The sequence below is a fragment of the Bacteroides sp. 43_46 genome (genome assembly GCF_001915455.1).
GTDB classification, from domain to species: Bacteria; Bacteroidota; Bacteroidia; order Bacteroidales; family Bacteroidaceae; genus Bacteroides; species Bacteroides caccae.
This window is the reverse complement of the sequence record NZ_MNQN01000047.1, coordinates 14,841-35,082: the sequence shown is the minus strand read 5'-3', so window position 1 is coordinate 35,082 and position 20,242 is coordinate 14,841. Positions and strand designations below refer to the sequence as shown.

Here is a 20,242-nt window from a genome sequence, read left to right as displayed (position 1 = left end):
TATTATGAAAGTAGGTTTGTTTATTCCTTGTTATATCAATGCTATTTATCCCAATGTAGGGGTGGCATCGTATAGACTATTGAAAAGTTTGGGAGTAGACGTCGATTATCCGTTGGATCAGACCTGTTGCGGACAGCCAATGGCAAATGCCGGTTTTGAAGGTGAATCGGCTAAGTTGGCGCTCCGTTTTGACGACCTGTTCCGGGAGTACGATTATATCGTCGGTCCCTCGGCCAGTTGTGTGGCTTTTGTGAAAGAGAATCATCCCGGTATTTTGAAGAAAGAAGGGCACGTTTGCCAAAGTGCGGGAAAGATTTATGACCTCTGTGATTTTATTCACGATGTGATAAAACCGTCGAAACTGCCTGCACGCTTTCCGCATAAGGTCAGCATACACAACAGTTGTCATGGCGTGCGCGAATTGTTTAATTCCGCTCCGAGCGAGTTGAATATCCCTTATTACAATAAGTTGCGTGATTTGCTAAATCTTGTGGAAGGTATCGAAGTCTTTGAACCGAGCCATATTGACGAGTGCTGCGGCTTCGGGGGAATGTTTGCGGTAGAAGAACAGGCGGTATCCGTCTGTATGGGACGTGACAAGGTGAAAGACCATATAGCTACCGGAGCCGAATACATTGTCGGGGCGGACAGTTCCTGCCTGATGCACATGCAAGGCGTCATCGAACGGGAACATCTGCCGATTAGAATTATCCATATAGTAGAAATCTTAGCGTCGCAATCATGAGTACCAGACATTCAAAGGCTGCCGAGAAATTCTTGCAGGACAGCAAAATGGCAGCATGGCATAATGAAACTCTTTGGCTGGTCCGTGCCAAAAGGGATAAGATGAGCAAGGAAGTTCCCGAATGGGAGGAACTGCGCAACAAGGCTTGTGAGTTGAAACTATATTCCAACAGCCACCTCGAAGAACTTTTACTGGAATTTGAGAAGAATGCCACCGCCAACGGAGCAATCGTTCATTGGGCGAAAGATGCCGATGAATATTGTGCCATTGTCTACGAGATTCTGAACGAACATAATGTGCGTCATTTTATCAAGAGCAAGTCTATGCTTGCCGAAGAATGCGGACTGAACCCCTTTTTAATGGAGCGCGGCATTGACGTCGTGGAATCCGATCTGGGCGAACGTATCCTTCAACTGATGCATCTTGAACCGAGCCACATCGTCCTGCCCGCCATTCACATCAAACGCGAGCAAGTGGGCGAACTTTTTGAAAAGGAAATGGGTACGGAGAAAGGAAACTTCGACCCGACTTACCTGACGCACGCTGCCCGCAAGAACCTGCGCCACCTTTTCCTGAATGCGGAAGCAGCCATGACGGGCGCGAACTTTGCCGTGGCCTCTACCGGTGATATCGTGGTCTGTACCAATGAAGGAAATGCCGATATGGGGACTTCTTTCCCGAAACTGAATATCGCCGCCTTCGGTATGGAAAAGATTGTGCCGGATTTGGACGCTTTGGGGGTATTTACCCGACTGCTTGCCCGTTCGGCTACCGGACAGCCGGTGACCACCTATACTTCTCATTACCGTCGTCCCCGCGAAGGCGGTGAATACCATATTATCATCGTGGATAACGGCCGCAGTACCATACTTTCCAAGCCGGATCACATCAAGACATTGAACTGCATCCGTTGCGGTGCATGCATGAATACCTGTCCGGTATATCGCCGGAGTGGGGGATACTCTTACACCTACTTTATTCCCGGGCCTATCGGAATCAATCTCGGTATGGCACATGACCCGGAGAAGTATTACGATAATCTTTCCGCCTGTTCTTTGTGCATATCCTGCTCCGATGTCTGTCCCGTGAAAGTAGATTTGGCGGAACAGATTTATAAATGGCGTCAGGATTTGGACGGACTGGGAAAGGCGAACACCGGAAAGAAAATCATGTCCGGTGGCATGAAGTTCTTAATGGAACGTCCCGCACTGTTTAATGCGGCTTTGTGGGCGGCTCCGGTGATAAACGGTCTGCCCCGCTTTATGAAGTACAATGATCTCGATGATTGGGGAAAGGGACGTGAACTACCCGAATTTGCAAAAGAGTCATTCAACGAAATGTGGAAGAAAAATAAAGTACAGGGAAAGGAGGAAACAAAATGAGCAGTAAGGAAGAAATATTAGCCCGTATTCGTCAGAATACCGGAACTCGTTACGAGAAGCCGGACATTGCAGCTATGAAACGGTTGGCTTATCCCGATAAGATAGAACAGTTCTGTGCCGTTAGCCGTGCGGTGGGCGGTACGGCTGTCGTGTTGGGAGAAGGAGAAGATGTAAATGCAGTGATCCGCAGGAACTATCCGGATGCGATGCGTATTGCCTCCGTCTTGCCGGATATTTCTTGTGCAACGTTTAATCCGGATAATCTGGACGATCCGAAAGAGTTGGACGGAACAGATGTGGCAGTGATTAAAGGAGAGATAGGTGTAGCGGAGAACGGTGCTATCTGGATTCCGCAGGAAGTGAAATATAAAGCGCTCTATTTTATCTCCGAACGGTTGGTGATTCTGATTGACCGTAATAAAATAGTAAATACAATGTATGATGCTTATCGTGAACTGGACGGGCAGGATTATAAATTCGGTACGTTCATCTCCGGTCCGTCAAAGACGGCGGACATCGAACAGGCGTTGGTTATGGGAGCACATGGGGCACGGGAAGTATTGGTGATTTTGACATAGCTCCGGTTCATTTATTCCAGAATCTATTTGATTTAAAAACAATGAGCCCGCCTTAAGTCGATAGTATCTACAATTCTCCTCCTTCTGGAAGGAGGAGTACCCGTAGGGGGAGGTGGTAGGTGAATACATGAACCGCATATTATCAACATTGTGTAACTGCCTGCCTGCCACCCCGGCCTTCAGCCCTCCCTCTTTTCCGAAAGGAGAGGAATCAGAACTTTAAACCAGATTGAGCCATGGAAGCGTAATTTTGTTAGGACAAGAACAAACAGAACTTCCATTAAAAAAACAGAGGTTCTGTTCTTTCTAAAAACAGAGCCTCTATTTAGTGTAAACAGAGCCTTCATTTCACTGAAACAGAGCCTTCGTTTTCCCTAAATAGAGCCTCTGTTTGGAGAGAGTGAAAACAAGGATTCCGCTCTTCTTTCGCATCGATAAGAATAATAATTGTCTAATTGTAACAAATATGTATGCAAATAAAGTAAAGAAAATAGCTGCCGTTCATGACCTTTCCGGTATGGGGCGTGTTTCTCTCACAGTCGTTATCCCCATTCTGTCGTCTATGGGTTTTCAAGTTTGCCCCTTGCCGACGGCGGTATTGTCCAATCATACGCAATATCCCGACTTCTCCTTTCTGGACCTGACGGATGAAATGCCCAAGATTATCGCCCAATGGAAAAAGCTGAATGTGCAGTTCGACGCTATTTACACCGGTTATCTGGGTTCTCCGAAACAGATTCAGATTGTTTCCGATTTTATCAATGACTTCCGCCATGAGGACAGCCTGATCGTAGCCGACCCTGTACTGGGAGATAACGGCAGACTATATACCAATTTTGATATGGAAATGGTGAAGGAAATGCGTCACTTGATAAAGAAGGCGGATGTGGTTACACCCAATATGACCGAGCTGTTCTATTTGCTGGATAAACCTTATAAAGCGGACAATACAGACGAAGAACTGAAAGAATATCTTCGTCTCCTGTCCGACAAAGGTCCGCAAGTCGTTATCATCACAAGTGTTCCTGTGCACGATGAGCCTCACAAAACCTCGGTTTATGCGTACAACCGTCAGGGAAATCGTTACTGGAAAGTAACCTGTCCGTATCTTCCCGCCCATTATCCCGGCACGGGAGATACTTTCACCAGCGTGATTACCGGTTCGTTGATGCAGGGCGACAGCCTTCCAATGGCTCTAGACCGTGCCACACAGTTTATCCTGCAAGGAATCCGTGCCACTTTCGGCTATGAATATGACAATCGGGAAGGTATCCTGCTGGAGAAAGTGCTCCATAACCTGGATATGCCGATACAAATGGCCAGCTACGAATTAATATAAGAGAAATCAGATGAATGCAAGAGAAATCAAAACTCTACCGTAACTCTTGTCGGAAGGTCGCCGGACGTCCACTTCGGACCTTCTTTGACAAGCCGGATTGCTTCTTTGTCGGCAGATTCGCATAACCCGTGAACGACAGTGATATTCTGTGGCCTTCCTTCTTTATCTACAAAGAAAGAGAGGACTACTTCTCCTTTCACATCCTTACATGACTCGTCATTCGGACGAATCAGATTTTCTTCCAGATATTTCTTGTATTTGCGCTTACCTATCACCGGTTGCGGCGTCTTGTATTTTTCTTTTGCCTTTAAATTTATTTTTGCCGTAGCACCGGCGACGTTGGACTTCTTCTTTTTGCCATACCCCACTACCACTACTTCACTAAGTGCTTGTTGGTCTTCATTCATGGCTATCAGCATTGTCCGGCTGGTATCTACGGGAATCTCCACCGGTTCGTAACCGATGAACTGTGCTGTCAGTTGCTTGTTGCCTTTTTCTTTTTTCAATATGAACTCACCGTTGAGGTCTGTTACTGTACCAATATTCGTACCGGTATATGCTACACTGGCTCCGATGATAGGTTCTCCTTTTTCATCCGTCACTTTACCTTTTATCAGGTTCAGATTGGGGGTGGCTGCTTTGGCTGCCTTCAATTGATGAACTTCGGAAAGTGAAGTATCCGTATCCGCTACTATTCTTTCCTCTTGTATATCTGTCCGCCCGACGGTTTCCTCAATAACCGGCGTTATTGCTACCGGTGCACTTTGAGTCTTTGGAATAGATTTGCTCTTGGCTACTATATCTTTCTTATCCGTTGGCGTCGCAGTGACTTCGTGAGTGGAATCCTGCTTTATCTTAGTTTCTGCTAAAGAAGAAATTTCTTCTTTCGGACTAATAGGTTCAAATACCACTGAAGGAATCTCTTCTTTAGCGATGAATACATCATCCGTCATCCTCTTTTTAAGGAACAGGAAATAACAGCTGATACCGATACCGATTACCAGGCAGGCGGCAATGCTCCAAGTGACAGCATACGAATTCTGTTTCTTTGAAAGATTCCTTTTCTTTGTGGCACGAGCCGAGACCTGCATCCGCAGTTGCCCGATTCGTTGTTCATGATTTCCCTCCACTTGACCATATCCGTCCATAGCATCGGCCAGAAAAGGGTCTTTCATCGACTCTTTCTCCAGTCGATGTGCCTCTTTTCCTTTGCGGAGTCCTCGTATGTAGTCTAATAGTTTCATAGGGCCTGTTTCTTGATACAATTTTTTAAGTTTCGCTTTCCGTTTTGGATATAGCTTTTCACATTGTTCAGAGTAAATCCGGTCTGTTCGACGATATCGGCATACGACATTTCTTCTAAAAAGAAACGTGTAATGCTGGTCCGTTGTTCTTCGGGCAACTTTTCAAGACAGTGATGCAATGCCTTCAGTTGTTCCTCCGGACTTTCCTCTTCACTTAATAGATGCAGAAATTCGTCGGATTCCATAACGTTGATCGTATAATCTAACGGAATTTCTTTGTTTTCTTTTCGCAGAAGTTGCAGACAATGATTCTTGGCTACCCGGTAGAGCCACGGCTTGAAGACTTTTATCTCGTAGTTGCCCGTTTTCGGCAATAAATCTTCAAACAATTGCATCACCGCTTCCTGTGCACGGTCTTCATCTTGCAGATATTTCAGGCAAAGTCCATACAGTAACGGGATATAACGGTTGTATAGCTCACCGAAATATTCCGTATCACCGGACTTTGTATAATGTGTCAGTAATTCCTCGTCCGATAGTTTTGATATGTTTCTTTTGAAAAACAAAACTGTTTTTGTTGCCAAAGATAGGGATTGGGACTAAATATAGCAACTGTCGGAAGAAAAATAAAAAAAACTTCAATCGGTTTATGGAATCTGTGTGAAATCTGCATCTCTATATCAAAAGCGAATTAATAGTAACATTTTAAAACGATAAAGTTATGAAAGCAAATCAATTCAGAGCAATGATGCTCGTACTGCTCATGGCAGTTGTTTCTTTAGGTGTGGTGAACGCGCAGACGCTGACTGTGACGGGTACGGTGACGGATGTTGCGGACGGGACTCCGATTGTCGGTTGTTCTGTAATGCTGAAAGGTACTACCAAAGGTACGGTGACAAATGTAAATGGACAATATGCTATTCAAGCGAAGAAAGGGGAGACGTTGTTGTTTCAGTTTATCGGATACAAACAAGAAAGCAGAGTCGTCAAATCTGCCAGACTGGATATCAGGATGAAAGCTGATGAGGTTGCGTTGGAAGAATGCGTGGTGGTTGGCTACGGAACCCGGAAGGCTAAGGCTATAACAAGTGCTTATATGGCGATATGTCCTACACCTGCGTATGATATGTGTGTGAATACGGAAGAATATGGTTCCTTTCAGGAAAATGGCTTCAAAGAGGTGGCGGATGCAGCGCTTTCTACTTTCTCCATTGATGTAGATGCAGCTTCTTACAGTAATATGCGTCGGTTTGTCAATAAAGGTGAGTTGCCTCCGGTAGATGCTGTCCGTACGGAAGAACTGGTCAATTACTTTTCTTATGACTATCCGAAACCGACCGGAAACGACCCTGTGAAGATTACAATGGAAGCCGGAGCCTGTCCTTGGAATCCTGCTAACCGTCTTGTCCGTATCGGACTGAAAGCAAAGGAGATTCCTACGGATAACTTGCCTGCCTCCAATCTGGTATTTCTGATTGACGTGTCCGGTTCTATGTGGGGAGCCAATCGGTTGGATTTGGTGAAGTCTTCTCTTAAATTGTTGGTCAATAACTTGCGTGATAAGGATAAAGTAGCCATTGTTACCTATTCAGGAAGTGCCGGTGTAAAACTTGAATCGACTTCGGGCAGTGACAAGCAGAAGATTCGTGAAGCGATAGATGAACTGACGGCGGGAGGTTCAACTGCCGGTGGCGCAGGTATTATGCTGGCTTATAAAATAGCGAAGAAGAATTTTATCTCTAATGGTAATAACCGTATTATCCTTTGTTCTGACGGTGACTTCAATGTAGGTGTTTCTTCGGCAGAAGGACTGGAACAGCTAATCGAGAGAGAACGGAAAAGTGGAGTGTTCCTGACTGTACTGGGGTATGGAATGGGTAACTACAAAGATAAAAAGATTCAGGTACTTGCCGAAAAGGGAAATGGTAACCATGCTTATATAGATAATTTGCAGGAAGCCAACCGTGTGCTGGTCGGTGAGTTTGGCGCTACGCTTCATACGGTGGCGAAAGATGTTAAGTTACAGGTTGAATTTAATCCGGCACAAGTACAAGCGTATCGTCTGGTAGGTTATGAAAGTCGTCTGCTGAAAGATGAAGATTTCAATAATGATGCAAAAGACGCCGGAGATATGGGCGCAGGGCACACGGTGACGGCTTTCTATGAAGTGATTCCGGTAGGAGGAAAGAATACGTATGCAGGAAAGGTGGATGAATTGAAATATCAGAAGAAAGAAAAAGTGAGTGTGAAGCCTACCGGTTCTGACGAACTTCTGACAGTGAAACTCCGCTATAAGGCTCCAGATAAAGATGTCAGCAGGAAAATAGAACTTCCTTTTGTGGATAATAAAGGTAACAATGTATCTTCCGATTTCCGTTTTGCGTCTGCCGTAGCTATGTTCGGGCAGTTACTCCGGGATTCTAATTTCAAGGGTGAGGCTACTTATGACAAAGTAATCAGTCTGGCTAAACAGGGATTGGATCATGATGATAAAGGATACAGGAGAGAATTTGTCCGTTTGGTTGAGGCTGCTAAGGGAATACAGCAAGAGAAATAAATATATCCTGTTAGTATAAGTAAGTTCTCTGTTTGAATGGTGACAGACATATAATTAAGTAATCATTGATATTGTTATCGGCTAGTAAGAGTTCGGGAGGATACACCAACGAAATAACTTTGGCGATATCTTGCCGAACTCTTTTCTTTATAGATTTCCGCTTCCCGCCTTTCTCATCAATTCCCAATATAAATAGGTGAGTTGTTTTATTTCGCTTTTCTCTATCAGTGGACCGAGTTGTTCGGCAAAGTAACTAATCATGGCATTGGGTGTTTCTATTTCTTTTAATCCCATTGATACCCTTTCTTTACTTCACTTTTTAAGGCCGGTCCGAATTCGAATCCCATTTGTTCGAACCATTCTTTTCGTTGAAGGATGTTTTGGTGGAACCGGGTAAAGTCAAGTCTCTCTCCCTGATACCACATTTGTTCTGCCAATGCCAAGATACGGGGAAACAGACGCCGGTCTATCATTCGTTCTGTAACTCCGTCGTCAGTCCACAAAGCACAAGTCATGCCAAGAATTAAAGGGTCCTTTTGGTTGATCGCCTTGTCGGAAGGATTGTTCTGATATATGTCTTTCAGGTCGAAGGTACGTGTATTGGTATATCCTCTCCAGGGAGTGACCGGGAAGTTCAGATACGTATAATAATTGGAACTGCAAATGACTGGATAATGGTGTTTAATTGCATTCCGAAGTGCTAGCTCTTTGTGCCCACGGTAGTTCCACCATTGAATTACTATGTTGTCCGGTAACGGATATCCGTCATGATAAACTACATCCCCCCAGAATATGGCCTTTCGTCCTTTCGACTTCAGATAATCCGCCATTTGTGCCGAAAACCATAATTGCAGATCATGGCTATCTTTCAGATTCATTGCTGCAATTCTGTTTTGGCAATCCGGACATTTGTCCCAATTACCTTTCGGGGCTTCGTCTCCTCCCAAATGTATATAGGGTGAAGGGAAAATAGCGCATACCTCATCCAATATATTTTTCAGGAAATGTAGGACTTCTTCTTTTCCTGCACAAAATATATTTTGAGTAAATCCGTGCTGTGGTACTTCAACAGGTTGACCGAAACAACCGAGTTCCGGATAAGCGGAAAGTGCTGCTTCGGCATGCCCCGGCATATCAATTTCAGGAACGACGGTTATGTTTCGTTCGCTGGCATATTCGATAATTTCCTGTATCTCTTTCTGTGTATAAAATCCTTGTTGTTCTTCTCCTTTTCCTACCGAGCCTCCTATCTGTGCAAGACGCGGATATTGTTTGATTTCGATTCGCCAACCTAGTCCTTCGGTCAAATGCCAATGGAAATAATTCATTTTAAGTAATGAAACCATATCAATATATTTCTTGATAGTGGATATTTTCTGGTATTGACGTCCGGAATCTAGCAGAAAACAACGCCATGGCGTACGGGGAGAATCGGAAATATCAGCACAGGCGAAGGTGAGAATTCCTGTTGAACCAGTAACCCATTGCCGCAAGGTTTGTACTGCATGAGTGAATCCTCTTTTATCAGAGGCGGCTATCACCATTTGTCGCGGACTGATATTTATCCGATAACCTTCGGGAGGAAGTGAAGAATCGGTCATCCAGCGGATTTCGGCTTTAGATGCTTTCTTCGTCCATTTGACAGAAGCGTTATGAAGTACTTCTGTACGGAAAAGACTTAAATAAAAAGTTGTGGTATCTTCAGCGTATATGGAAATCTTTTTTCTTAAAGTCAGGTAGCCTTTTTGCATTTCCACTTGATTGGGGGAAGGAAATACAATTTGCCCACAGGCGATAACTGCAAATGATGCGAGAAAGAAAATCGTTAGGAATAGATATTTCATAAGATATATATGTGTTTATTTGGATTTCGTAAGTAAAATAAGGGAATAACTTGCACTTATTCAAGTCCTAAAAGTACAAATCTATTCCAAAAAAACAATTATTTTTTGATATAATTTACGAAATCAGAGAAGGATAAGAAAGAACTGTCCGTTATAATAAGTACTTCGGACAGCTCTGATTGATTAAGGTCTATCTATTGGAACAGATTTATTTAATTTTTGAAACGTCCCAATTTTAATGGGACACTGATGATGTACTTCAATATAAGAGATAAAACCGCAAACAGTCGGAGGAGAGGCTCGAACTCCCGACACCCGGTTTTGGAGACCGGTGCTCTACCAACTGAGCTACTCCCGTGTTTGCGGCTGCAAAGGTAGTAGAAACTTCCGAATCTGCAAGCGTTAGGGTAAATAAGTTTTGAACTATTTTAATTTTTCCCACTCATCGGGCTTGAAACCGACCAATACAAAGCTGTCTGTTACTACTAGTGGTCGTTTTACTAATTTTCCGTTTGTAGCAAGCAATGCGATCTGTTCCTCCTCGCTCATGTTTGGGAGCTTTTCGCTCAGTTTCAGTTCTTTATAAACCAAACCGCTAGTGTTGAAGAATTTCTTGATAGGCAGACCGCTACGCGGAATCCATGCTCTTAATTCTTCTATTGTAGGATTTTCTTCTACGATAAGTCGATTGGTGTATTCAATGTTATTTTCTGTTAACCACTTCTTGGCTTTTTGGCAAGTACTACATGCCGGGTATTGTAAAAACAGAGGTTTCATACGCAATTTATTGTTTAATGATTACTATTACATATATATATTTAAGAAAGAATTTGCAAATCCTGATACATAATCCGGTAAGCAGTCGCTTTCTTGTCTAATGCCAATGGGTATGCCCGTGATGAGGAAGGCATTCGGTAGAGCCGCATGGCGCGACCTTCGAAAATAAATTCCGAGTAATCGCCGACTTTGGGTTCCTCTACGTTGAATTGTTGGCGGAGAGTATCTGTGGCTTTCTGTCCCGTAGTGACAATAGCTTTACATTCGGGAAGTTGCCGGAGCAGTGCTGTCACGTCAGTAGCTTCCACTACTTCGAGAAATTTATCCGATGCATTATCTTGTAATCGGCGAATGGATGAAGCGGTATCGAACAAAGCAATTCCCTTTTCATTCAGAAAATCAATAATTCGTTCGCGGCAAAATACTTTCCGTGTCTCATTCAGAAAATAATCCTTGTCATCGAAGAATAAAATCCCGAAGATGCGCCACATATCATTATTGAGGTTCGGATAATAAAAATCCATTGACCAACGTTTTTTTTGTGGCGGAAAACTGCCGAGCATGAGCAGCTTTGCTTTCGCAGGAAGAAACGGTTTTAACGGATGTTTTTCGATTTCCATTTTTATGTATCATTTTAATTTCCTACAAAAATAATGATATTGTTCATTTCCCTCAAAATCAAGATAAAAAATTACTATATTTAAAATATTTAGTTATTTTTGTGGCATAATGAATACACGATTTATTAGAATATCATTGAAAAAAAGAATTTTTATAAGTTATTGTCTTATAGGATTATTCTTTTTTCTAGGAGAGAACTGTTACGCTTCAAAGCGGCCGGTGTTTAGGGAAACGGTGAGAAAAGCCTCTGCTGATAATTCAACAGTAAGGGGACGTGTTGTTGATGTCAGTGGTGAACCTCTTATTGGTGCAACGATACGAGAGAAAGGGGGAACCCGTGGAACTGTGACAGACATTGAAGGAAATTTCATCTTATCTGTGCCGGATAGTGCGGTCTTGCAAGTTTCTTTTGTGGGGCACGAGAGCATAGAAGTCAGTGTAGGGGGTAGAAAGACACTTGAGATACAGCTTCGTGAAAATACAGTGATGCTTGACAATGTGATTATAACTGCTCTTGGTCTTGAAAAAAAAGAGGCTTCTTTAGCATATTCCATTCAGAAAGTGAAAGGGGAGGAACTCACCCGTATGAAAGAGGTTAATATGATAACAGCTCTTGCCGGCAAGGCTGCGGGAGTGCAGATAAATAAAAATTCCTCCGGTATAGGAGGTTCTGCGAAAGTGAGTCTTCGGGGGATTCGTTCCGCATCCGGTGATAATCAGCCTCTTTATGTCATAGACGGCGTGCCGATGTTGAATATCGGTACTGAACAAGCTTATTCTGCAATCGGTGGTACTGCAAATGCCGGAAACCGGGACGGAGGTGACGGTATCTCCAATTTGAATCCGGAGGATGTGGAAAGTATCAGTATCTTGAAAGGTGCTCCGGCAGCAGCTTTGTATGGAAGTCAGGCTGCGAATGGGGTTATTCTGATTACTACCAAGAAAGGTAATACTGCCGGACAGAGGAATATTTATTTCTCCACCGGATTGACATTTGACAAAGCATTCAGTCTTCCTAAAATGCAGAACTGCTATGGGGTGAGTGATGTTGTAGATAGTTGGGGAGAAAAAGCGTATCTGCCTATCTCCAATGAACTGAATGATTTTTTTCGTACCGGATTAACTTCCATTACTTCCGTATCCGTCAATTATGGAAATGAAAAGATACAGACTTATTTCTCTTATGCCAATACTACCGGACGTGGTATTGTAGACAAGAATCAACTGACAAAGCATAACATCAACTTGCGGGAAACAGCTGTAATGTTCAATCAACGTCTGAAATTGGACGGTAATGTGAACGTGATGCGACAGATTGTAAAGAACAAACCTGTATCGGGAGGTTTTTACATGAATCCTCTGGTCGGCCTTTATCGTTTTCCCCGTGGGGAAGATTTGTCTTATTATAAGGATAATTATGAAATATACGATCCGGAACGGAAACTGGGGATACAAAATTGGCATACTTTTACAGAAGATTTTGAGCAGAATCCTTATTGGATACAGAACCGTATACAAAGTAAGGAGACACGTATGCGTAGCATCATCTCTCTCTCAGCGAATTTGAGGATAAATAGTTGGCTGACTGTCCAGGCTCGTGGTAGTGTTGATTATATATCCGATAAGATGCGCCAGAAATTTTATGCTTCTACTGCTCCCGCTTTATGTGGGGCAAACGGGCGTTATATTGAAATGGATTATCAGGAAACGTTGATTTACGGTGATGTCATGGCTATGGGGAAGAGGAAATGGGAGGATTTTGCGTTGGATGTGGCCATTGGTGGGAGTATCAATGATAAAAATGTCAATTCCACCCGTTACGATTCCAAGAATGCTTCTTTGAAGTATGCCAATGTGTTTAATTTGGCTAATATCGTAATGAACGGTTCCGCCAGCATTGACCAGAAGATAGATTCCCGACGCCAGTTACAGTCCGTATTTGGTACGGCACAAGTTGGCTATCAGGATAAGGTATTCCTTGATTTAACAGCCCGTAATGACTGGGCATCGACTTTGGCATATACAAGCCATGAGAAATCCGGATTCTTTTATCCTTCTGCCGGTCTTTCTTTTCTTATAGACAAATGGATACAACTTCCCGAATGGATTTCTTTTGCCAAACTACGGGGAACATACAGTAAGGTAGGTAATGATATTCCTCAGTTTATCACAAACTCCGTTTCACATATTACTGCCGGGGGAGAGCTCCAGGCGAATGACGCCGCTCCTTTTAAGGAAATGGAACCGGAAATGACCCATTCGGTAGAGGTGGGTACGGAATGGAGGTTCTTCCAAAGTCGCTTAGGCTTCAATCTGACTTATTACCGCACCAATACTCATAATCAGTTTTTCAAACTTCCCGCCCTTGCCGGAGATATGTATGCATACAGGTATGTAAATGCCGGAGATATACAAAACCGTGGTTGGGAACTGACCGTAGATGCCACTCCGGTACTTACTCCGGATTTTACATGGAAAACATCTTTGAATTTCTCGTCCAATAGAAATAAGATCAAAGAACTGCATGAAGAACTGAAAGAGTTAGTTTATGGACCGAGCAGTTTCTCATCCAGTTATGCGATGAAGTTGGTGAAAGGTGGTTCTATCGGAGATATTTATGGTAAGGCTTTCGTGCGTGATGCCGAAGGGAATATTGTCTATCAGACCGAGGGCGACCATAAAGGCCTTCCGGCTGTTGAAGGTGAAGGGAATACAATAAAGGTGGGCAATGCCAATCCACGTTTTATAATGGGGTGGAACCATACATTCTCTTACAAAGGCTTCAGTCTCTACTTATTGTTGGATTGGCGTTATGGCGGCAAGATACTTTCGCAGACACAGGCGGAAATGGATCTCTACGGGGTGTCCCAAGTGACAGCGCTGGCTCGTGACAGAGGATATGTAACTCTTGAAGGACAGCAGATAGACAATGTGAAAGGTTTTTATAAGAATATAGTGGGCGGACGTGCCGGAGTGACGGAATATTATATGTATGATGCTACAAATCTTCGTTTGCGGGAAGTCTCACTGAACTATACTTTTCCGAAAAAATGGATGCAGAAAACGAAAGTGCTGAAAGATTTGCAGCTTGCTTTCGTTGCGCGTAATCTTTGTTTCCTGTATAAGAAAGCTCCTTTTGACCCGGATTTAGTACTTTCTACCGGAAATGATAATCAGGGAATTGAAGTGTTTGGTATGCCGACAACACGAAGTCTGGGCTTTACTGTGAAATGTGAATTCTAAAGATACGGGAGGAGATGATGAAAAAGAACTATATTCATATATACTTATTGGGGATACTGTTGCTTTTGGTTGCATGTACCGGAAAATTCCGTGAGTTTAATACCGACCAGTCCGGCATTACAGATGAAGATCTGATAATTGACGACAATGGTTACGGAATCCGTTTAGGGATTATTCAGCAGGGTATTTACTTTAACTATGATTATGGCAAAGGCAAGAACTGGCCTTTCCAATTAACACAGAACTTGAACGCAGATATGTTCAGCGGATATATGCATGATGCCAAACCATTGAACGGAGGTTCTCATAATTCCGATTATAATATGCAGGACGGTTGGAACAGTGCGATGTGGACACACATGTATTCGTATATTTTCCCTCAGATTTACCAGTCAGAGAATGCAACCCGTGATACACATCCTGCTTTATTCGGTATTACGAAAATTCTGAAAGTGGAAGCGATGCACCGTGTGACGGATTATTACGGACCTATTATCTACAAGAATTTTGCAGATGCAGGGAAGCATTACCGTCCTGATACGCAGAAGGAAGTTTATTATGAGTTTTTTAACGAACTTGATTCTGCCGTTGTCGCTCTTACCAGTTATGTGGAAGCAAATCCGGAATCTAATGGATTCTCCCGTTTCGATATTCTGCTGGACGGCAGATATTCTTCGTGGATTAAGTTTGCCAATTCCTTGCGTATGCGGCTGGCGATGAGAATTTCTGCTGTCGAGCCAGATAAGGCATGTGTTGAATTTCAGGAAGGGCTTAACAATGAATACGGTGTCTTTGAGGCCGAAACGGAACGGGTGGCTGTCTCCACCAAGTCCGGGTATACTAACCCGTTGGGAGAACTCAACCTTGTTTGGAACGAGACTTATATGAGTGCTTCCATGGAATCGATTCTGACTGGATATGACGACCCGCGTATTGCTGTCTATTTCGCACCTTGTACCGACGAACAGTTTAAAAACACATATCGCGGTATCCGTCAGGGGACGTGCTTTTCGCATTCTCATTATGCCGGATTGTCAAAACTGACCGTAACGCAAACAACGGACGCTCCTTTGATGACTTCATCGGAAATTTGGTTCCTGCGTGCCGAAGCTGCTTTGCGCGGGTGGACGGACGAAGATGAAGAAAGCTGCTATCGAAACGGAGTAATAACTTCCTTTCATCAAAATGGAATTTATCAGGTGGAAGATTATCTGAACAGCGAACGAATGGCTTTCGATTTTGAAGATACGTATGATAACGGCAACAATATCGAAGCCCGTTGTAAAGTATCACCAAAGTGGGATTCCGAAGCTGATAAAGAGATAAAACTGGAAAGGATTATCACGCAGAAGTGGATTGCCATGTTTCCCGAAGGTTGTGAAGCATGGGCAGAACAGCGTCGTACGGGCTATCCCCGTTTGTTCCCGGTGCGTTATAACCATAGCCAAAACGGATGTATTGATACGGAAATTATGGTACGCCGTCTCAACTTCCCCGGCACATTGCAAACGGAAGATCCCGACCAGTATCTTGCTCTTGTAGAAACCTTGGGAGATCCTGATGACGGAGGTACACGACTTTGGTGGGATGTAGAAAGTAATGGCTTGGACTAAAAATCTGTTGTAAGAATGTGTATATGTGTGCCGATTTAACTAATTTTGCACCTTCATCTAAACACATTCGTCATGAAAACAATCATCTCTACTATTTTTCTGTGTGTATTGCTTTCTTTTATACCGGAACTGCGGGCACAAAACATACAGTTACATTACGACTTTGGCCGTTCTTTGTATGACAAAGATTTGAAAGAACGTCCTTTGTTAACGTCTACTGTCGAGAAGTTTCATCCCGACACGTGGGGAAGTACTTATTTCTTTGTCGATATGGACTATACCTCTGAGGGTGTTGCCTCCGCCTATTGGGAGATAGCCCGTGAAGTAAAATTCTGGAAAGGACCTTTCTCGGCACATCTTGAATATAATGGTGGACTGGCAAAAGGATTCTCTTACAAAAACGCTTACTTGGCAGGAGCTACTTATACCTATAACAATGCTTCTTTTTCCAAAGGCTTCTCTTTGACAGCCATGTACAAATATATCCAGAAGCATAAATCACCTAACAATTTCCAGTTGACCGGAACATGGTATGTCAACTTCTGCAATAATCTGCTTACTTTCTCCGGATTTGCCGACTGGTGGCGTGAGGAAACCGATTACGGAAAAACGATCTTCCTTACCGAACCGCAATTTTGGGTAAATCTGAACCGCATCAAAGGAATAAACAAACACTTTAATCTAAGTGTAGGTTCCGAAGTGGAAGTAAGTAATAACTTCGGTGGTCGTGACGGATTCTATGTAATTCCGACTCTAGCCCTGAAATGGACATTGAATTAATTTATTGAATACATCAATTATTGGATGAAAACAGATTTAATTTACGGTGTAGAAGACCGTCCTCCTTTTAAGGAAGCCTTGTTTGCAGCCTTGCAACATTTACTGGCCATTTTTGTAGCCATAATAACACCTCCTCTTATCATAGCAAGTGCCTTGAAACTGGATGTAGAAAAGACGGGCTTTCTTGTTTCCATGTCCTTGTTCGCTTCGGGAGTTTCCACTTTCGTACAATGCCGTCGTTTCGGTCCGGTGGGGGCGGGACTGCTCTGTATTCAGGGAACAAGTTTTTCCTTTATCGGTCCTATCATAGCCACGGGATTAGTAGGTGGATTACCGTTGATTTTCGGTTCCTGTATGGCTGCCGCTCCGATTGAAATGATTGTCAGCCGTACATTCAAATATCTTCGCAACATCATCACTCCGTTGGTGTCCGGCATTGTCGTACTGCTTATCGGATTGAGCCTGATAAAGGTCGGCATCGTATCTTGTAGCGGCGGATATTCGGCAATGGATAACGGTACTTTCGGTTCGTGGGAAAACCTGTCTATCGCAGCATTGGTATTATTGAGCGTATTGTTTTTCAATCGTTGCAGAAACAAATACCTGCGCATGAGCTCTATCGTGCTCGGTCTTTGTTTGGGTTATGGATTGGCTTTTGCTTTGGGAAAAGTAGATATGAGTTCGCTGAATGTTGAAATGCTGATGAGCTTTAATATCCCTCAACCTTTTAAATATGGTGTTGAATTCAATGTTTCGTCTTTTATTGCCATTGGTTTAGTTTATTTGATAACTGCCATTGAAGCAACAGGCGACGTGACTGCCAACTCCATGATTTCCGGTCTTCCGATCGAGGGTGATTCATATCTAAAACGTGTTTCCGGTGGTGTCATGGCAGACGGGTTCAATTCCTTTCTTGCCGGAGTCTTCAATTCCTTTCCGAACTCAATCTTTGCCCAAAATAATGGTATTATCCAACTGACCGGAGTGGCCAGCCGCTATGTGGGGTATTACATTGCCGCAATGCTTGTCTTGTTGGGATTATTCCCCATTGTAGGAGCCGTATTCTCTTTAATGCCCGATCCCGTATTGGGTGGTGCAACCTTACTGATGTTCGGTACCGTAGCAGCTGCAGGAATCCGTATTATTTCGTCCCAGGAAATAGGGCGTAAAGAGACATTGGTATTGGCAGTCAGCCTCTCCTTAGGACTGGGTGTAGAATTAATGCCGGATGTCTTGAAACAGGCTCCGGAAGCGATACGAAGCATATTTTCTTCAGGAATCACCACCGGAGGCCTTACTGCAATTATTGCGAATGTCGTAATACGCGTAAAAGAGAACTAACTTGGCGTAATACTTAAATTACTCATCTTTTCTGTCGTCCGGAAGGGGAAATCAGGATACTCGTAAAGACTGAAGCGAGGTTCGGTTTCCCCTTTCGTATAGCTCCATATTGAAGCATAATCTTCCGGGTCTTCCCCCATTTTTCCTAATTGGCGTAGATAAGCAGCCAACGACTTATTCTCTACGATATAAATTTGTCCCATTTGATTGATAATCGGACTATGATGCCGTGTACCGTCGTGTTCGAAACATAGGATACGTTTTCCTTCTTCCGTAAGTCCTACTAACTGAAAAGTCATACTTTTACCGATAGCCGGCAGATTCAGCACACTGCGATCGGTAGCAAGGAAGGGCAGGCGATGTTTTCTCATGAAACGTCTTAGTTGCTTGGCAACATCCTCTTGTGTTTCAATATCCGCACCTACTTTCGTTTCCAGTATCCTGTACAGTTCTTCCGCTTGTTCCGGAGTCATTTGACCATATATCTTTTCTTCCTGTTGTTCTTGCATTGAACGACTGTTCGGTGCGAATACTGCATAATTTTCATTGAATCCTTTTACAGAGAAAGTATAGTAACATACAACTCCCAATGAATTAAGTACCTGTCGGAGTCGTGTCGTATGTCCCCGGCGCGAAGCAGCCACCGTATACACTAACTGGTTCGTAATGATCCACCCCGCAGAAAGGATTTTCCGGATTGCCTCTTTCGCTTCGGGGGTCACCTCTAGCGGTGTTTGAAAATGGGTCTGAATAATAAACTGCTTGACACCAATTGCTGAAGCCTTTTCTTTAAATTCGCGTAGAATTTCAACCAGTTCATCATTAATACGCATTGGCAGATAAGCCAATAACCGTGATCCCAACCGTACCCGTTGCAGTTCTGCATACTTCTCTCCTTCGGGCCTTTCAAGATTTGCTCTCTGCTTGCGGACTGCCATTCGATACACTGCTTCCAGTATATGTCGTAGTGTCTTATTCTGGCTCATCAATGCGTCACCACCCGTTATGAGAATATCCCGTAATTGTGTATCCTCTTCAAAGTAAGTCATCAACCGGCGCAATTTGCGGTCCCATGATTCCTTCGGGCGTAAAGTCTCAAATTCGAAATTTAGCCGTTCGCTTTGGAAGTCATACATACGTTGGCAAGAAGCACAAAGCCCGCCGCAAGCCCGTCCCATTGTATCGGGAATAAGAATTGCCACCTCCGGATAGCGTCGATGAATATTATGTCCGTCCGGTAAAATCCACCCCGCAGCATTCGGTTTTCCCGCCTCTACAATATCTTCCTTTTCCCATGCACGAATATTTCCATACGTTTCTACCAATCGTGGTGAATAAAGAATATAACTTCGGATTGCCTCGTCATTATACCCGTATCCCGTCACATTAAGTAATGATAAATAATAAGGAGTGGCAAAAAAAGGCATCCCTTTTTTACGGGCACGGTAGAGTAGATACATTGTTTCCGAAGAAAGCGAGTTTCCCAGAAAACGGTTCAGCTCTCCCGGACTTTTTACCGCCATTGCCAAGTGAAAACGAAAATCATTCCACCATTCGCTCACCAACCGGTATTTCTCCTCATAACTCATTCCCTCCTCAAAATGAAAACGAACTGAAGGTTTCGACTTCCTGTTTTCAATCTTCTGAATCAGTAAATGTAACATTCTCTCCTTGTTTTCATCGCGAATCTCTCTCACCTCTTCGTCCAGTCCGGTTTCCCAGCGGTCATTTCGGCTCTTGATACGTTGAGGTGAAGGTAGAGGAACCGTTTCTTCTTTCAGCCTTTTGAACAGCTGAAACAATTCAATAAACAAATCCGTCGGCATTTCCATATTTTCCAGCGTTTCCGTCAGAAACTTGTAGAGCAGTCGAATAGTCTGTACTGACATATCCTGTCCCGTAGACAGTTCATGGACATGCTGTCCATCATAATGGAGTAAGAGTCGAATTTGCTCCCTCGCCTCCTTCGCAGTATCACTCTTTATATCACAAGTTTCCGAAAAAGTCAGTAATTCAGCCTTAAAGTCCTCAACAGTAGTACTTTTTTCCGCTATCTCCACTAGTTCCGGTAGCTCTTGATTAAAGATTTGTTTCAACTGTGAAAAAGTAAGTGTAAGCAATTTCTTTTGTTTCATAAGCGATCTATTTCTTTTTGTAGGTTCATAAATAAGGATGATG

16 protein-coding genes are annotated in these 20,242 nt (G+C 43.5%); 9 read left to right on the top strand and 7 right to left on the bottom strand.

Annotated elements, in window-relative coordinates:
• Positions 1-4: 4 nt before the first annotated feature.
• From BHV72_RS05135 to BHV72_RS05120, 4 genes are all read left to right on the top strand, one after another.
• A complete protein-coding gene (locus BHV72_RS05135; protein ID WP_005679435.1) occupies positions 5-745 on the top strand; it encodes a (Fe-S)-binding protein in 741 nt (246 codons plus the stop codon).
• Positions 742-2,127, top strand: coding sequence for a lactate utilization protein B (locus BHV72_RS05130; protein ID WP_005679436.1), 1,386 nt, complete (start codon positions 742-744; stop codon positions 2,125-2,127). Before BHV72_RS05135 ends, BHV72_RS05130 begins: the two co-directional genes overlap by 4 nt.
• The gene (locus tag BHV72_RS05125) at positions 2,124-2,705 is read left to right on the top strand and encodes a LutC/YkgG family protein (RefSeq protein ID WP_005679437.1); all 582 of its coding nucleotides are present in this window, start codon (positions 2,124-2,126) and stop codon (positions 2,703-2,705) included. The genes BHV72_RS05130 and BHV72_RS05125 overlap by 4 nt, the downstream gene beginning before the upstream one ends.
• A 466-nt stretch (positions 2,706-3,171) precedes the next feature.
• Entirely contained in the window at positions 3,172-4,044 is an 873-nt protein-coding gene (locus BHV72_RS05120) for a pyridoxamine kinase (RefSeq protein ID WP_005680270.1), read from the top strand.
• Positions 4,045-4,070: 26 nt separating this feature from the next.
• On the opposite strand, the gene BHV72_RS05115 is transcribed toward BHV72_RS05120, so the two are convergent.
• A complete protein-coding gene (locus BHV72_RS05115) occupies positions 4,071-5,288 on the bottom strand; it encodes an energy transducer TonB (RefSeq protein WP_286855017.1) in 1,218 nt (405 codons plus the stop codon).
• Positions 5,285-5,854 carry an RNA polymerase sigma factor gene (locus BHV72_RS05110; RefSeq protein WP_022042479.1) on the bottom strand — a complete coding sequence of 190 codons (570 nt, stop codon included), beginning with the start codon at positions 5,852-5,854 and terminating at the stop codon, positions 5,285-5,287. Before BHV72_RS05110 ends, BHV72_RS05115 begins: the two co-directional genes overlap by 4 nt.
• Positions 5,855-6,009: 155 nt before the next feature.
• Between BHV72_RS05110 and BHV72_RS05105 the strand changes: the two genes are divergently transcribed.
• Entirely contained in the window at positions 6,010-7,845 is a 1,836-nt protein-coding gene (locus BHV72_RS05105; protein WP_149928006.1) for a vWA domain-containing protein, read from the top strand.
• A gap of 147 nt (positions 7,846-7,992) precedes the next feature.
• On the opposite strand, the gene BHV72_RS05100 is transcribed toward BHV72_RS05105, so the two are convergent.
• The 4 genes from BHV72_RS05100 to BHV72_RS05085 form a co-directional block, all read right to left on the bottom strand.
• Entirely contained in the window at positions 7,993-8,139 is a 147-nt protein-coding gene (locus BHV72_RS05100) for a hypothetical protein (protein ID WP_286855016.1), read from the bottom strand.
• A complete protein-coding gene (locus tag BHV72_RS05095; protein WP_122336683.1) occupies positions 8,130-9,689 on the bottom strand; it encodes a beta-N-acetylhexosaminidase in 1,560 nt (519 codons plus the stop codon). Before BHV72_RS05095 ends, BHV72_RS05100 begins: the two co-directional genes overlap by 10 nt.
• 423 nt (positions 9,690-10,112) lie before the next feature.
• Complete coding sequence (locus BHV72_RS05090) at positions 10,113-10,466, bottom strand: arsenate reductase family protein (protein ID WP_005679447.1); 354 nt, start codon at positions 10,464-10,466, stop codon at positions 10,113-10,115.
• 41 nt (positions 10,467-10,507) lie between these two features.
• Positions 10,508-11,086 carry a uracil-DNA glycosylase family protein gene (locus tag BHV72_RS05085; RefSeq protein WP_258909369.1) on the bottom strand — a complete coding sequence of 193 codons (579 nt, stop codon included), beginning with the start codon at positions 11,084-11,086 and terminating at the stop codon, positions 10,508-10,510.
• A gap of 109 nt (positions 11,087-11,195) precedes the next feature.
• Between BHV72_RS05085 and BHV72_RS05080 the strand changes: the two genes are divergently transcribed.
• The 4 genes from BHV72_RS05080 (at position 11,196) to BHV72_RS05065 (ending at position 18,064) form a co-directional block, all read left to right on the top strand.
• Entirely contained in the window at positions 11,196-14,330 is a 3,135-nt protein-coding gene (locus BHV72_RS05080; protein ID WP_286855015.1) for a SusC/RagA family TonB-linked outer membrane protein, read from the top strand.
• Between the two features lie 17 nt (positions 14,331-14,347).
• A complete protein-coding gene (locus BHV72_RS05075; RefSeq protein ID WP_122295102.1) occupies positions 14,348-15,943 on the top strand; it encodes a SusD/RagB family nutrient-binding outer membrane lipoprotein in 1,596 nt (531 codons plus the stop codon).
• Between the two features lie 72 nt (positions 15,944-16,015).
• Entirely contained in the window at positions 16,016-16,723 is a 708-nt protein-coding gene (locus tag BHV72_RS05070) for a nucleoside-specific channel-forming Tsx family protein (protein ID WP_005680276.1), read from the top strand.
• A 24-nt stretch (positions 16,724-16,747) separates the two neighbouring features.
• The gene (locus tag BHV72_RS05065; RefSeq protein ID WP_005679452.1) at positions 16,748-18,064 is read left to right on the top strand and encodes a nucleobase:cation symporter-2 family protein; all 1,317 of its coding nucleotides are present in this window, start codon (positions 16,748-16,750) and stop codon (positions 18,062-18,064) included.
• Here the strand turns inward: BHV72_RS05065 and BHV72_RS05060 are convergent.
• Positions 18,061-20,199 carry a KamA family radical SAM protein gene (locus BHV72_RS05060; RefSeq protein ID WP_005680277.1) on the bottom strand — a complete coding sequence of 713 codons (2,139 nt, stop codon included), beginning with the start codon at positions 20,197-20,199 and terminating at the stop codon, positions 18,061-18,063. The genes BHV72_RS05065 and BHV72_RS05060 overlap by 4 nt on opposite strands.
• Positions 20,200-20,242: the final 43 nt, after the last annotated feature.